This is a genomic window from Exiguobacterium alkaliphilum 12/1 (assembly GCF_000714435.1).
Classification (GTDB): Bacteria; Bacillota; Bacilli; order Exiguobacteriales; family Exiguobacteriaceae; genus Exiguobacterium; species Exiguobacterium alkaliphilum.
Map to the genome: position 1 here is coordinate 30,853 of NZ_JJMW01000044.1, position 14,112 is coordinate 44,964.

General features: G+C 51.6%; 13 protein-coding genes and 2 riboswitches. Of the genes, 12 read left to right on the forward strand and 1 reads right to left on the reverse strand.

Annotation, left to right across the window (positions count from 1 at the left end):
• Positions 1 to 18 precede the first annotated feature (18 nt).
• Positions 19 to 1,071: a PTS sugar transporter subunit IIC gene (locus RT52_RS10670; RefSeq protein ID WP_034817226.1), complete on the reverse strand. Its 1,053-nt coding sequence runs from the start codon at positions 1,069 to 1,071 to the stop codon at positions 19 to 21.
• A 184-nt stretch (positions 1,072 to 1,255) separates the two neighbouring features.
• On the opposite strand from RT52_RS10670, the gene RT52_RS10675 reads away from it, so the two are divergent.
• The 12 genes from RT52_RS10675 to RT52_RS10735 all read left to right on the forward strand — a co-directional run bounded on the left by RT52_RS10675 (position 1,256) and on the right by RT52_RS10735 (position 14,044).
• Positions 1,256 to 1,513, forward strand: coding sequence for a thioredoxin family protein (locus tag RT52_RS10675; protein WP_051690343.1), 258 nt, complete (start codon positions 1,256 to 1,258; stop codon positions 1,511 to 1,513).
• 455 nt (positions 1,514 to 1,968) lie between these two features.
• Positions 1,969 to 2,074, forward strand: a riboswitch (SAM riboswitch).
• A gap of 78 nt (positions 2,075 to 2,152) precedes the next feature.
• Positions 2,153 to 3,181, forward strand: a complete 1,029-nt coding sequence (locus tag RT52_RS10680) for a methionine ABC transporter ATP-binding protein (protein ID WP_034817230.1) — start codon at positions 2,153 to 2,155, stop codon at positions 3,179 to 3,181.
• Positions 3,171 to 3,833, forward strand: coding sequence for a methionine ABC transporter permease (locus tag RT52_RS10685; protein ID WP_034817232.1), 663 nt, complete (start codon positions 3,171 to 3,173; stop codon positions 3,831 to 3,833). The genes RT52_RS10680 and RT52_RS10685 overlap by 11 nt, the downstream gene beginning before the upstream one ends.
• A gap of 30 nt (positions 3,834 to 3,863) precedes the next feature.
• Positions 3,864 to 4,700: a MetQ/NlpA family ABC transporter substrate-binding protein gene (locus tag RT52_RS10690; protein ID WP_034817233.1), complete on the forward strand. Its 837-nt coding sequence runs from the start codon at positions 3,864 to 3,866 to the stop codon at positions 4,698 to 4,700.
• 100 nt (positions 4,701 to 4,800) lie between these two features.
• Positions 4,801 to 6,015, forward strand: a complete 1,215-nt coding sequence (locus tag RT52_RS10695) for an MDR family MFS transporter (protein WP_034817235.1) — start codon at positions 4,801 to 4,803, stop codon at positions 6,013 to 6,015.
• 174 nt (positions 6,016 to 6,189) lie between these two features.
• Positions 6,190 to 6,951: a Fe-S cluster assembly ATPase SufC gene (gene sufC, locus RT52_RS10700; protein WP_152545883.1), complete on the forward strand. Its 762-nt coding sequence runs from the start codon at positions 6,190 to 6,192 to the stop codon at positions 6,949 to 6,951.
• 12 nt (positions 6,952 to 6,963) lie between these two features.
• Positions 6,964 to 8,232: a Fe-S cluster assembly protein SufD gene (sufD, locus tag RT52_RS10705; RefSeq protein WP_034817238.1), complete on the forward strand. Its 1,269-nt coding sequence runs from the start codon at positions 6,964 to 6,966 to the stop codon at positions 8,230 to 8,232.
• 1 nt (position 8,233) lies between these two features.
• A complete protein-coding gene (locus RT52_RS10710; protein WP_034817239.1) occupies positions 8,234 to 9,454 on the forward strand; it encodes a cysteine desulfurase in 1,221 nt (406 codons plus the stop codon).
• Entirely contained in the window at positions 9,444 to 9,878 is a 435-nt protein-coding gene (sufU, locus tag RT52_RS10715; protein WP_034817241.1) for a Fe-S cluster assembly sulfur transfer protein SufU, read from the forward strand. Before RT52_RS10710 ends, sufU begins: the two co-directional genes overlap by 11 nt.
• Before the next feature lie 19 nt (positions 9,879 to 9,897).
• On the forward strand, positions 9,898 to 11,295 hold the full coding sequence (gene sufB, locus RT52_RS10720; RefSeq protein WP_034807070.1) for a Fe-S cluster assembly protein SufB: 1,398 nt from the start codon (positions 9,898 to 9,900) through the stop codon (positions 11,293 to 11,295).
• A 190-nt stretch (positions 11,296 to 11,485) separates the two neighbouring features.
• Positions 11,486 to 11,600, forward strand: a riboswitch (SAM riboswitch).
• A gap of 111 nt (positions 11,601 to 11,711) precedes the next feature.
• On the forward strand, positions 11,712 to 13,103 hold the full coding sequence (locus RT52_RS10725; protein WP_034817243.1) for an LVIVD repeat-containing protein: 1,392 nt from the start codon (positions 11,712 to 11,714) through the stop codon (positions 13,101 to 13,103).
• A 527-nt stretch (positions 13,104 to 13,630) separates the two neighbouring features.
• Positions 13,631 to 14,044: a DUF6678 family protein gene (locus RT52_RS10735; protein ID WP_034817245.1), complete on the forward strand. Its 414-nt coding sequence runs from the start codon at positions 13,631 to 13,633 to the stop codon at positions 14,042 to 14,044.
• Positions 14,045 to 14,112 lie beyond the last annotated feature (68 nt).

Here is a 14,112-nt window from a genome sequence, read left to right on the forward strand (position 1 = left end):
CGAGAAGCCGGGTTTTTTTCATTCGAAGTCGAGACGATAATGTTCCGGACGGATGAGCGGGGTCCGGTTGAACAGTTTGAAGAAGAAGACACCGAGCGCGATCGGGATGAGACCGAACAAGACGATGACGAGCAAGACGTTGAAGAGCGCGAAACCGCCTGGCATAAGATGAAGCGCATTGACTGGTCCGATCAGTCCCGAAACACCGAACCCGGCACTAATCGGGGTCCCTTCGATGCGGAGGATACCAGCGAGCGCACCGAGAATGGCCGCATTTGCGAGCACCGGTAGCATCATCACGGGGCGACGGATGAAGTTCGCCATCTGAATCTTTGGTGAACCGAGGAAGTGGGCGATCGACGTGCCGGTCGCATTCATCTGCCAGCCGGCAATCGCGAGACCGAAACCGGCTGCGACGACACCGAGATTGGCCGCCCCGGCCGCAACGCCGGATAAACTGATTGCCGTAGCGATCCCGACCGTCGAGATGGGAGAGACGATGATGAGCGAGAACGCCATCGCGATCAAGATGCCCATAACGACCGGTTGTAGTTCCGTCATCGTCATGATGATCGTCCCAATGTACGTCGTGATCTGTGAGATGTATGTAAGAAGAAACGAGCCAATACCACCGGCGACGACGATGACCGTCATCGGCAACACGAGTACCGTGTACGTCTTTAAGCGCGGTGACAGCTGCATGACGAGATACGTCGCAAGAGCCGCCGTCACACCGGCCGTGATGACATCGCCGATGCCCGCCATGAGGAATGCACCTTCCTCGATGCGGATGGCGCCGCTCCCGACGTGTGTCGCGATTCCGATCGTCCCGGCCTCGAGCGCCGTGCGCCCGAACTGCATGGCGACGGCGACCCCGATAATGACCGGGAGGAGACGCATCGCGATCGTCGTCGCGTCTAAGATGAACTGGAGCGACGGAAAATACGGCAAGATGGCTTTCGTCAATTCACCGAGCAATGCGCTCGGAATGAGGGCAATCAAAATGGCAAGGCTGAGTCCGTTCAATACGTTCATCAAGAACTGTTTTCCGGTAAGTCGTTCTTCCGTCATGTCTTCTTCACCTATCCTTCTCTTTTACTGTTATGTACAAAAGCATTAAAGTTATTGACCATACTATGCCTCTTTCAGACGCACGTCAACCAGAAAAATGGAAGTATTCAGAATTTTTTCAAATCGAGCACAACTTTTGAATGTCGGGGCGAAGCTTCTTATAATCAGGAGAGAGGTGAGAAATATGGTGAAAGACGGATTGTTATATATATACGCCCCGATGTGTGGTACATGCGCCGTAGCTGAGCGGATGCTCACGGTCGTCGAAGCGGTCGATCCTACTTTAAAGATTGAAAAACGCGATGCGAACTTCATCCCAAACGAGATGGAAGCGTATCAAGTGATGAGCGTCCCGGCGCTCCTGAAGCTTGAAAATGGCCAAGTGATCGACCGGATGTATGCCTTTCATAACGTGCAACACGTGCTTTCCTTCGTCAAGTGACGGAGGAACATTAGAATAATCTGAAAATTTTAAATAATCAGTTGACACAGAAAGTTCACGAATGGTATATTCATTACAACATCTTACTTGAACACAAAAATAGGACGCGATTTACTCGCAATCAAGACGTTCAGGCATCGCCGAACCACCCGCTTACGCGATTTTGAAGTGGACCTTCCCTTCGATTGTCCCCCAAAAAAATCAAGCGAAGGAATACAGACCGCGTAGCCGTTCGGTACATGTCAGGATTGGGTGATTGACGAGTAACATCCCCCATATTAAGGATGAATGCTCTGATCGGGCAAAAGGGGTTCATCTATGGGTTGTCCTTCCTGTGACTCAAGGTGCTACGTTCTGTGTCGTCTTCGGACGGCACCTTTTTTTATTTTTTCGCATAAAATAGTTTGACATGAAAATAATATGTCGCTATGATAAGGCTAATCGAATATACAACACTCTTATCAAGAGAGGCTGAGGGACTGGCCCTATGACGCCCAGCAACCGCGGAGCAATCCGAAATGGTGCTAATTCCAGCAAGGTGTATACCTTGGAAGATGAGAGCAATCGTTGTCCGTACCGATAAAGTACGCACGTTTGCTCAAACGTGCGTACTTTTTTTGTTGTCAGGAGGGAAAGGGATTGATTCAACTACGCAATGTGGCCAAATGGTTCGACACGAAAAACGGTCGAGTCCAGGCGGTCGATGATGTGTCGCTTACAATCGAAAGCGGCGAAATTTTTGGAATTATCGGATATTCAGGGGCAGGGAAGTCGACACTCATTCGACTCCTTAACCGGCTCGAGTCACCTTCGAGCGGCACGATCGAGGTGGCGGGGAGCGAACTGACGAAGCTGAGCCCGAAAGAGTTACGCGGGGTCCGCAAAAACGTCTCGATGGTGTTCCAACACTTCAATCTACTCTGGTCGCGCACGGTCGCTGAAAACATCAGCTTCCCGCTCGAACTCATCGGCGTACCGGCGAGCGAGCGCAAGCGCCGCGTCCAAGAACTCGTCGAACTCGTCGGCCTTACCGGACGTGAAGACAGTTACCCATCACAACTATCGGGTGGTCAAAAGCAGCGAGTCGGGATTGCCCGTGCGCTCGCTACGAATCCAGAAGTGCTCCTCTGCGATGAAGCGACGAGCGCGCTCGACCCGAAGACGACCGACTCGATTCTCGAGTTACTCGTCGACATCAATAAAAAGCTCGGCTTGACGATTGTGCTCATCACGCACGAGATGCATGTCATCCAAAAGATTTGTCATCGCGTCGCGGTCATGGAAGCAGGGAAAGTCGTCGAGATCGGGCAAGTCGCCGACGTGTTCCAACATCCGGAACAACCGATCACAAAAGAGTTCGTCAAACAGATCGGCGCGGTCGACGACATGTCGCTCACGTTCGAGCATTTGAAGGCGCGCTATCCGAGTGGTCAAATCGTCAAGCTCAAGTTCTTGAACGAGACTGCCGAACAGCCGATTCTCTCAGACGTCTTGAAGACGCATGATATCGGCTTCAACATCATCGGCGGGAACGTGACGCAGTCACAAGTCGGCGCGCTCGGGACGCTATTTATTCAACTGATCGGAGAGCCGGCTGAAGTCGAGCGGGCCATCGCCTCAATCCGATCGCAGGCAGTGGAAGTGGAGGTGGAGAACGATGTTTCCTAACGTAGACTGGGAGATTATGCTCGAAGAGACGTGGCAGACGATTTATATGACGCTCGTCGCCGGTGGCGCGACGTTCGCCTTCGGTCTCGCACTCGGGATGATCCTGTATGTGACAAACGAACCGCTCATGATGAAAAATCGTTCTATTTATACGGTCGTCAGCGCGTTCGTCAACGTGTTCCGTTCGATTCCGTTCATTATTTTAATCATTTTGCTCATTCCGTTCACGAAAATCGTCGTCGGCACGATCCTCGGTTCGACGGCGGCGCTCCCGGCACTCATCATCGGGGCGGCCCCGTTCTATGCACGGATGGTCGAGCTCGCGCTTCGTGAGATTGACCGCGGTGTCATCGAGGCGGCCGAATCGATGGGTGCGACGAAATGGCAAATCATTTATAAAGTATTGTTCCCAGAGGCACTTCCGGCCATCGTGTCCGGGATCACGGTCACACTCGTCGCAATCGTCGGCTATACGGCGATGGCAGGTGTCGTCGGCGGGGGAGGCCTCGGTAACTTGGCGTTCCTTGACGGGTTCCAGCGTTCGCGGAACGACGTGACGTTTGTCGCGACCGTCCTCATCTTAGTCATCGTCTTCGTGATTCAGTTCATCGGAGACCGACTCGTCACAAGAATTGATAAGCGTTCAGCTTAATCACATAAAAAACATTTGGAGGGTTCACACATGAAATCATGGAAAACAGTACTCGGTTTAACGGCAGCATCAGCACTCACAATTCTCGCGGCTTGCGGGGGCGGGGATTCAGAATCAGGCGCAGGTGGCGATGACAAGACGCTCGTCATCGGCGCATCGAACGTGCCACACGCAGAGATTTTGGAGCACGTCAAAGATGAATACGAAGCAAAAGGCTACAAGCTTGAAATCACGAAGTTCCAAGACTACGTCCTCCCGAACCGTACACTTGCGGACGGCGAGCTTGACGCGAACTACTTCCAACACGAGCCATACCTCGAGTCACAAATGGCTGAAAACAAAGATTATAAATTCGCATCAGCCGGTGGCGTCCACATCGAGCCGATCGGTGTCTACTCACAAGACTACGCCTCACTCGATGAGCTTCCAGATGGCGCGGAAATCATCATGAGCTCATCGGTCGCAGACCATGGCCGTATCCTCACGATGCTTCAATCAGAAGGCTTGCTCACGCTCGCTGAAGGCAAGACGGTCGACGCGACAGTCGCTGATATCGTCGACAACCCGAAAAATTTGACGTTCAAGACGAACGTCGAAGCGGCTCTTCTCCCGCAAGCGTACAACAACGGGGAAGGCGACGCGGTCCTCATCAACACGAACTACGCAATCGACGCCGGTCTCAACCCGCTCGAAGACGCCATCGCACTCGAAGGCGAAGACTCACCGTACGTCAACTTGATCGTCACACGTGAAGGCGACGAGAATGACGAGCGCGTCAAAGCACTCCTTGAAGTCCTCACATCAGAAGAGACACAACAGTGGATCTTAGAGGAATACAAAGGTGCCGTCGTACCGGTCAACCAATAATCACGCGAGGCTCGGGATATCCCGGGCCTTTTTTGTTTGGCGTGGTGTTCTTTCACAAAGAGAAGTACACTAATTATATGTAAGAAAAGGGGGGATTCGGATGAACATAAGACAGATTCATCCGCTGACGCTAGGCGTCTTGTTCGGTACGTTCTTTGCCCGGCTGTCGACTTTTTTCGTCATGCCATTTTTTGCGATTTATCTCGCGACGCTCGGTTTCTCGGCGAGCGTCATCGGAACGGTGTTCGCCGTCTCGGCCATTTCGGGATTGTTCATGAGCTTCTTCGGGGGGACGCTCTCGGACCGTCACGGACGGAAGCAGCTCATGCTGATCGGCATCGGCTTGAATGCGCTCACGTTCACCGGTTTCGCGCTCGCGACGGAACTCGTTTGGTTTTACATATTTTCCGTGCTCATGGGCGTGTCCCGTTCCTTTTTAGAGCCGGCGTCTCGCGCGCTCATCAGCGATACGACGAAGCCCGAGCAACGTGTCATCGTCTATAACGTCCGCTATTTCTTAATCAACATCGCCGCGGCGATCGGTCCGCTGCTTGCGGTCGTCTTGTCGCTCACCGGGGCGAAGAGCGCGTTCTTCGTCGTGACCGCTGTGTACGTCCTCTATGGCCTCATCATCACGTCGCTGTTCCGGAAGTATCCGTTTGAAGAGAGTGACGCGTCGAAAGTTCGTCCGCGTTTGACAGAGACGTTCCGGGTGTTACGGGCGGACAAGACGTTTCGTTACGTCATCATCGGGATGATTTTCGCTATCATCGGTTACAGTCAATTCAACTCGACGCTACCGCAGTTCATCGCGTTCCATGACGGGTTCAGCGACGGCTCGCGGCTGTTCGCGTACTTGTTGACGGTGAATGCGATCACGGTGCTCATCGTGCAGTATCCGATTATGCGGTTCGGCATTCGCGTCTCGCCAATCAAATCGCTCTTCTTCGGGGTGGCGACGCTGTCGATCGGTCTCCTTCTCATCGGCTTCGCTTCGGAAGTGTGGGTGCTCTTCGTCGCCATGGTCATCTTCACGGTCGGGGAAGTGCTCATGTTCACGATGACGGACGTCTTGACCGACGAACTGGCGCCGGAACATTTACGGGGGACGTATTTCGGGGCGATGGGACTGACGGCGCTCGGGCAATCGGTCGGGCCGATTATCGGCGGACTGTTGCTCGACGGATTTAACAATGCGGCCTTGCCTGTATTTGGGAGTTTGGCCGTTGTCACGGCGTGCGGGGCGTTCTTCTTTATGGGGGCGTTCACGGAGCGGAAAGCAACATTGGCGCTCATCGAGGAAAAAGTTGGATAATATCTTGATTTCTCAATATTCCCATTCTCAATATTTATGTTTTTATTGAGAATGAAGAATAAGGTGAGTCGCTTGAAATAAAAAATTGCCTAGATTAAGATTAGAATATATCTAATCTACGCCACAAATGGCGAGAAAAACGGAAGGGGTATCCGAATGTCTAACGTACCACACATGAAAATTGATGACCTCCGCGTCTCAATCGAAGGAAAAGAGATTGTCAAAGGTCTTAATCTTGAAATTAAAGGTGGCGAGATTCACGCCATCATGGGTCCAAACGGAACGGGTAAATCAACACTCGCATCTGCACTTATGGGCCACCCATTGTATGAAGTAACAGGCGGAAGCGTCGATTTGAACGGCGAAGACGTGCTCGAGATGGAAGTCGACGAGCGTGCACAGGCGGGTATGTTCCTCGCCATGCAGTACCCTGCTGAAATCAGCGGTGTCACAAATGCAGACTTCTTGCGTTCAGCGATCAACTCGCGTCGTGAAGAAGGCCAAGAAATCTCGCTCATGAAGTTCATCCGTGAACTCGACGCGAAGATGGACGTTCTCGAAATCCCTTCAGAAATGGCACACCGCTATTTGAACGAAGGTTTCTCAGGTGGAGAAAAGAAACGTAACGAGATTCTTCAAATGATGATGATCAAACCGAACATCGCGATTCTTGACGAGATTGACTCAGGTCTTGATATCGATGCACTCAAAGTCGTCGCAACGGGCGTCAACGAGATGCGTTCAGAAGAGTTCGGCTGCTTAATCATCACGCACTATCAGCGTCTCCTCAACTACATCGAGCCAGACTTCGTCCACATCATGATGGATGGGAAAATCGTTATGTCTGGCGGCAAAGAGCTCGCACAGCGACTCGAGGCAGAAGGTTACGACTGGGTGAAACAAGATCTCGGAATGACAGTAGACACAGAAGCGTAAGGAGGCTGTACGATGACCGTACAATTTGAATTGGATGCGCAAGCATTGTCGGCACGTGCAGAGGCGCTCGGAGGACCTGCTTGGATGGTCAACCGTCGTAAAGAAGCAGCAGAACTCGCGCCGACTCTCGCTTTGCCGAAAGTTGAAAAGATTAAAATTGAGAAATGGGATTTCACAAGCGGCGACGTGGAGCTCGCGAAGCTCGACGGCCTCACGCCTGAAATCGAGGCACTGTTAGGAGACCATCGTACGAACGTGCTCGTTGAACGCAACGGTCATGTCGTCTATAACGAACTCCAAGTGCCAGAAGGCGTCTTGTTCATGGGAATCAAAGAGGCGATGGACCAACATCCGGACCTCGTCGAGAAATATTTCATGACCGAAGGCGTCCGTGTCGACGAAGAGCGCTTGTCAGCTTTGAACGCGGCCTTGACGAACGGCGGCGCATTCTTATACGTCCCGAAAAACGTACAAGTGAAAGACCCGCTTCAAGCCATCTTCACGATGGAACAAGCGAACGGTGCCCTCTATCACCACACAATCGTCGTGGCAGATGAAGGCAGTGAAGTGACGTTCATCGAGAGCTTCCTTTCGAACACGAACGAGCCGCACACGGTCAACGCCGTGACGGAAGTGTTCGCTGCGGCGAATGCGAAAGTCGTCTTCGGTGGCGTCGATCAACTCGCTGAGTCAGCGCTCACGTTCATGAACCGTCGCGGTGTCGTGTACGAGAACGCTCGTCTCGAGTGGGCCCTCGGTCACATGAACGATGGGAACTCGGTCGTGGAGACGAAGACACACCTCGTCGGCGACAACACGTTCTCGGATACGAAAGCTGTCACGATCGGTCGTGGCGCACAGAAACAAAACTTCAACATCCGGACGGACCATTTCGGTAAGTCGTCAGAAGGATTCATCTTGATTCACGGCGTCCAAAAAGATTCGGCGACAGCCATCTTCAGCGGAACGTCGATGATTCACCACGGGGCCTCGAAGTCGAACGGTGTCCAAACGGAGCGCGTCTTGATGCTCTCTGAAAAGGCACGCGGCGATGCGAACCCGATCCTTCTCATCGATGAAGATGATGTCATGGCCGGTCACGCCGCGTCAGTCGGTCGTGTCGACGACATTCAACTTTACTACTTGATGAGCCGTGGTTTGTCACGTCAAGAAGCGGAACGTCTCATCATTCACGGATTCTTGAACCCGGTCGTCGAGCAACTCGCAATCGAGTCGGTCAAAGACCGTCTCCGTGAAGTCATCGAAGGGAAAGTGCGCTAACATGATTGATGCCTCGATTCGTAACCAATTCCCGATTTTAAATCAGGAAATCAACGGTCACCCGCTCGTCTATCTCGACAGTGCGGCAAGCTCGCAAAAACCGCTGGCTGTCATCGAGGCGATCGAGGAGTACTACAAGCGCAACCATTCGAACGTGCACCGTGGCGTCCATACGCTCGGTACACAGGCGACGGACGCATATGAAGGGGCACGCGAACGCGTCCGCTCGTTCATCAACGCGAACGTCGTCGAAGAGATTATCTTCACGCGTGGGACGACGACGGCGATTAACCTCGTCGCGTCGAGCTACGGTGACGCGAACGTCGTCGAAGGGGACGAGATCGTCCTCACGCCGATGGAGCATCACGCGAACCTCATTCCGTGGCAACAGCTCGCCAAACGGAAAGGGGCGACGCTCCGTTACGTCGAATTGACGCCGGACGGTCGGGTGACGCTCGACGCGGTTCGTGCCGTTTTATCGGACCGGACGAAGATCGTCGCGATGAGCCACGTCTCGAACGTGCTCGGGACGATTAACCCAATCGCGGACGTCGCGAAGCTCGCCCACGAGAAAGGTGCGGTCATGGTCGTCGATGCGGCACAGAGCGCACCACACCGGAAGCTTGACGTGCAGGCGCTCGACTGTGACTTCCTCGCCTTCTCAGGCCATAAGATGCTCGGTCCGACCGGGATTGGCGTCTTATATGGGAAGAAAGCGCTCCTTAAACAGATGGAGCCGGTCGAGTTCGGCGGCGAGATGATCGATTACGTCGATTTATATGAGTCGACGTGGAAAGACATTCCGTACCGTTTCGAGGCGGGTACACCGATTATCGCCGGTGCCGTCGGGCTCGCCGCTGCCATCGACTTCTTAGAAGACCTCGGTCTCGAGAACATCGAGGCACACGAGCGGGCGCTCGCATCGTACGCGATTGAGCAGATGAAGACGATTGAAGGCATCGAGATTTACGGACCGGAGGAACGGGTCGGGCTCGTCACGTTCAACCTAGGTGACGTGCACGCTCACGACCTCGCGACCGTCCTCGATATGCAAGGGATCGCGGTCCGGGCCGGTCACCACTGTGCCCAGCCGCTCATGCGCCTTTTAAAGCAATCCTCGACGGCCCGGGCGAGCTTCTACTTGTACAACACGAAAGAAGAAGTCGACCGTTTCATTGAAGGACTTCGTCAAACGAAGGAGTATTTCAACTATGAGTTTTAACAATCTTGACATGTTGTACCGACAGGTCATCATGGATCACTATAAAAACCCAAGGAACCGTGGCGTCATCGAAGATGGCGTGACGGTGGACTTGAACAACCCGACATGTGGGGATTCACTCCGGCTCCAGCTTCAAGTCGAAGACGGAATCGTGAAAGACGCCAAGTTCGAAGGGGAAGGCTGCTCGATCAGTCTCGCCTCCGCGTCGATGATGACTCAAATCGTGAAGGGGAAATCTGTAGACGAGGCACTTCAATTGGCAGACATCTTTTCACAGATGGTCCAAGGGAAAGACTATGATACAGAAACGTTCGACCTAGGCGACATTGAAGCGTTGTCTGGCGTCTCAAAGTTTCCGGCTCGCATCAAGTGCGCCACGCTCGCGTGGAAAGCGCTTGAAAAGGGAGTCGACGAGGAAGCGTAAGTAGAAGGAGGAGACCGATATGGCAAAAAACATGCCTGACATTGGCGATTATAAATATGGCTTCCATGACCGAGACATCTCGATTTTCCGTTCAGGCCGCGGCTTGACGAATGAAATCGTAGAGACGATCTCGAACATGAAAGAAGAACCGGCTTGGATGCTCGAGTTCCGTTTGAAATCACTCGAGCAGTTCCGCAAGATGCCGATGCCGACATGGGGCGGCGACTTGTCTGCACTTGATTTCGATGAGATCACGTACTACGTCAAACCGTCTGAGAAGACGGAACGTTCGTGGGACGAGGTACCGGAAGAAATCAAGACGACGTTTGATAAGCTCGGGATCCCGGAAGCTGAGCAAAAATATTTGGCAGGTGTCTCGGCTCAGTACGAGTCAGAGGTCGTCTACCACAGCATGCAAGAAGACTTTGAAGCGAAAGGTGTCATCTTTAAAGATACAGACACGGCGCTCAAAGAAGACGAAGCACTTTTCCGTGAGTACTTCGGCAAGTTGATTCCGCCGACGGACAACAAGTTCGCCGCGCTCAACTCGGCCGTCTGGTCTGGTGGCTCGTTCATCTACGTACCAAAAGGCGTGAAACTCGAGCAACCGCTCCAAGCGTATTTCCGCATCAACTCGGAAAACATGGGGCAGTTCGAGCGGACGCTCATCATCGTCGACGAAGGCGCATCGGTTCATTACGTCGAAGGATGCACGGCACCTGTCTACACGACGAACTCGCTCCACTCGGCGGTCGTTGAGATCTTCGTCAACAAAGACGCATACTGCCGCTATACGACGATCCAAAACTGGGCGAACAACGTCTACAACTTGGTCACGAAGCGTGCCATCTGTGAAGCGGGCGCGTCGATGGAATGGATCGATGGCAACATCGGTTCGAAATTGACGATGAAATACCCGGCCGTCATCTTAAAAGGTGAAGGTTCACGTGGGATGACGCTTTCGATCGCCCTCGGTGGTAAAGGCCAACACCAAGACGCCGGCGCGAAGATGATTCACCTCGCACCGAATACGTCATCGTCCATCGTCTCGAAGTCGATCTCGAAACAAGGCGGAAAAGTCTCGTATCGCGGAATCGTCCATTTCGGACGTAAGGCGAAAGGTGCCCGCTCGAACATCGAGTGTGACACGCTCATCATGGACAACCAGTCGACGTCAGACACGATCCCGTATAACGAGATCTTGAACGACCAGGTGTCACTCGAGCACGAAGCGAAAGTCTCAAAAGTGTCAGAAGAGCAACTCTTCTACCTTATGAGCCGTGGTATCTCGGAAGAAGAAGCGACGGAAATGATCGTCATGGGCTTCATCGAGCCGTTCACGAAAGAATTACCGATGGAATATGCTGTCGAAATGAACCGTCTCATCAAGTTCGAGATGGAAGGATCGATTGGATAAGTAGATCAGATAAGGGTTATGTGGAGGCTTGATTTCTTTCAAGTCTTCACACAATCCTTTTTTATTTGTCGCTATTCTTTGGGAAAAGACTATATTGCATGCATGGAACAGGAATATTTGGTTTTTTTTAGAATTTATATTGACAAGTTGTGTGATAATTGTGATAATACAAAGTAATTTGATATGAATACTCTTATTAAGAGCAGGTGGAGGGAATTAGCCCTATGAAGCCCGGCAACCATCCGTACTGAATCGCCAGTACGGAAACGGTGCTAAATCTAACAGCGAACGCTGAGAGATGAGAGGAAATCGGAATTTTTCGGAATCCTTCTGTCTCGTCTATGAGTTCAGAAGGATTTTTTTGCATTCTGCCTCTAACAGAGTTTCTATCAAAAAAACCTAAGGGGGAGTTTGATTTGAAAGGAAAGTTTTTGTTAAGTGCAGCGCTCGTCACAGGATTGACCGTCTCGTCGGCATTACCGGTTACATATGCGCATGATGAGCTAGGCGACATCAACATCGAGAAAGGAGAGCGGAACGCGGATGAAATCAGTTCGGTCACAGTGACCGAAGGAAGCAAGAACGTCAAGTTTCTGCACGAGACGGCATCTGTGCCGTTAAAAGAGATTCGAGAAGGGGTGAAAAACAGCACGGCCGACGTCTATGCGCATAAAGGATTCGCTTACACGGGGACGCATACTGCCGGGGGTGGGAACGGTGGCGTTCGCGTGTTCGACTTAAAAGATCCGTCGAACCCGAAAGAAGTGGCCGTATTCGCCGACCAAGACATCCCGGGTACGTGGCAAGAAAAAGTCATCGTCAAAACGGTCAACACGAAGTCGTTTAAAGGGGACTTGGCCGTCGTATCGGTACAGCAATTAAATTCGAAAGATCCGAACTCTAAAGGGGGCTTCCTCTTATACGATGTGACGAATCCATATGAGCCGAAGAAGTTAGGTTTCTATGAAGTCACGAAGAAAACGAGAGGGACACATGAGCTCTACTTGACGACGCAAGGGGATCGGGTATTGGTCTTGGCCTCAAGCCCTTACGCCGATTATTATTCTCATGGGAAAGAGAAAGACTTCCAACTCGTGGATGTCACAAACCCAGCTGAACCAAAGAAATTGTATGAGTTCGACCCACGTACTTTAGCGGAAGTTGACGGTAGCTTTGACGGCTACAATTGGAAAGCGCCGGACGGAAAGACACGACCGGTGTTCAACCATAGCGCGTATGCAGACGAGAACGGGAAAACCGCTTACCTTTCGTTCTGGGATCTCGGGACCATCATTTTGGACATTTCAAATCCAGAAAACGTGAAATACGAAGGGCGGACGGCTTTCGCATCGAACCAACAAGGTTCAGCCCACTCGGCTGCACTTGCAAAAGGCGGCACGGTCCTCATCGAAACGAGAGAAGTGTATGTTCCAGTCAAGCCGGGCTATGAACAGTCTTATGGTTACACACGAATTTTTGACATCAAAGATAAAACAAACCCGAAACTATTGAGCGAATTCAAAACCGATTTGACAGAAGATATTTCGGAGAATCCGACTGAGCAAGTGACGTTTGGGAAGACGGTACACGATCCGAAAGTACTTGGAAACACGTTGTACTTGTCTCACTATGCAGGCGGCGTCCGTGCAGTAGACATCTCAAACCCGAGCAAGCCGGTGCAGATCGGAAAATACGTGCCTGCTGACGCGAACATTTGGGGCGTTTATGTCGACCGTAACTATGTTTTGGCATCGGACATGGGGACAGGGTTGAAGGTTCTACAGAAGAATAATAAGAGCGGAAATTAATCATGCTCAGTAAAATATGAGGTACGAATGACGAAAACCAACGAAGCTGCACTTCGTTGGTTTTTTGTATAATCAAACAAGGGGGTGCGAGTCCAATGAAGCGATTTCAGTTAGAGACCAAAACGTTAGTGGCATTCATGCACGACATTCGTGTGCGGTGTCCGCAATGTGAACAACGTGCAGACATTGTGATGAATGAGACGTTACGTCTCAGTTGTCTAGCTTGCGGGCTTGTGCGCACATACACGGGTATAGGATTCAGGATGGGTGGGGGCGCGTTCGATCCTTTCTTTCGGTTACCGCTTTATTTGCAGACAAATTGCTGTGGTCACGTCCTTTGGGCTTACAACCGAGACCATCTTGCTTATATGAGAGAGTACGTGGAAGCGGATATTCGGACGAGTGACGGGGAAAACAGCAGTATCGAGAGTCGTTTGCCCAAGTGGATGAAGCAAAAACACAATCGAGAAGACGTGTTGCGGGCAATCAAGCGCTTAGAGATTATATGTGAGAAGGGATGAACCGGGGTGGATCGACAAAAAGAATTACAAATAATCGAGGAGCGGCAATTGACATCGGTAATGAATGAGACGAGATGGAAGCGCCTCGGTCATACAGTGAGCACGACGTTACCGTATTTACCGCCGTATCAAATCAAATACTTAGGTGAAGATACGTTGTTTCCAAGCGGCGAATTGTCTCAATTCGAAAATTTAGATTGGGATGATGTTTGGGTGGAATCTTCTTTACGGTCGAATGAATGGATTCGTTTGCGTACAAAGGTGTTGCTCTATAAAGGTGTCCTCATTGACCCAGACGTATATGATGTGACCGACGAACTTATAGACATCTTAAAGAAAGAGCGAATCCCATTCATCCAAAACGGAGATATCATTCAAGTGTATGGATATGTTAGGGATACAGGAATTTTTGAGAGATAGTTGAAGAGTTAGCGAAGCGAGGAAGCAGCTGACATCCTCATCTTTTGGATTTTTGTCGTGAAACACGT

What these genes read in the sequence shown, in the direction of transcription:
- sufC (WP_152545883.1), top strand. Translation starts at nt 6,190, where the DNA reads ATGAAAATTGATGACCTCCGCGTCTCAATCGAAGGAAAAGAGATTGTC.
- sufU (WP_034817241.1), top strand. Translation starts at nt 9,444, where the DNA reads ATGAGTTTTAACAATCTTGACATGTTGTACCGACAGGTCATCATGGAT.
- RT52_RS10685 (WP_034817232.1), top strand. Translation starts at nt 3,171, where the DNA reads ATGTTTCCTAACGTAGACTGGGAGATTATGCTCGAAGAGACGTGGCAG.
- sufD (WP_034817238.1), top strand. Translation starts at nt 6,964, where the DNA reads ATGACCGTACAATTTGAATTGGATGCGCAAGCATTGTCGGCACGTGCA.
- sufB (WP_034807070.1), top strand. Translation starts at nt 9,898, where the DNA reads ATGGCAAAAAACATGCCTGACATTGGCGATTATAAATATGGCTTCCAT.
- RT52_RS10690 (WP_034817233.1), top strand. Translation starts at nt 3,864, where the DNA reads ATGAAATCATGGAAAACAGTACTCGGTTTAACGGCAGCATCAGCACTC.
- RT52_RS10710 (WP_034817239.1), top strand. Translation starts at nt 8,234, where the DNA reads ATGATTGATGCCTCGATTCGTAACCAATTCCCGATTTTAAATCAGGAA.
- RT52_RS10675 (WP_051690343.1), top strand. Translation starts at nt 1,256, where the DNA reads ATGGTGAAAGACGGATTGTTATATATATACGCCCCGATGTGTGGTACA.
- RT52_RS10670 (WP_034817226.1), bottom strand. Translation starts at nt 1,071, where the DNA reads ATGACGGAAGAACGACTTACCGGAAAACAGTTCTTGATGAACGTATTG.
- RT52_RS10695 (WP_034817235.1), top strand. Translation starts at nt 4,801, where the DNA reads ATGAACATAAGACAGATTCATCCGCTGACGCTAGGCGTCTTGTTCGGT.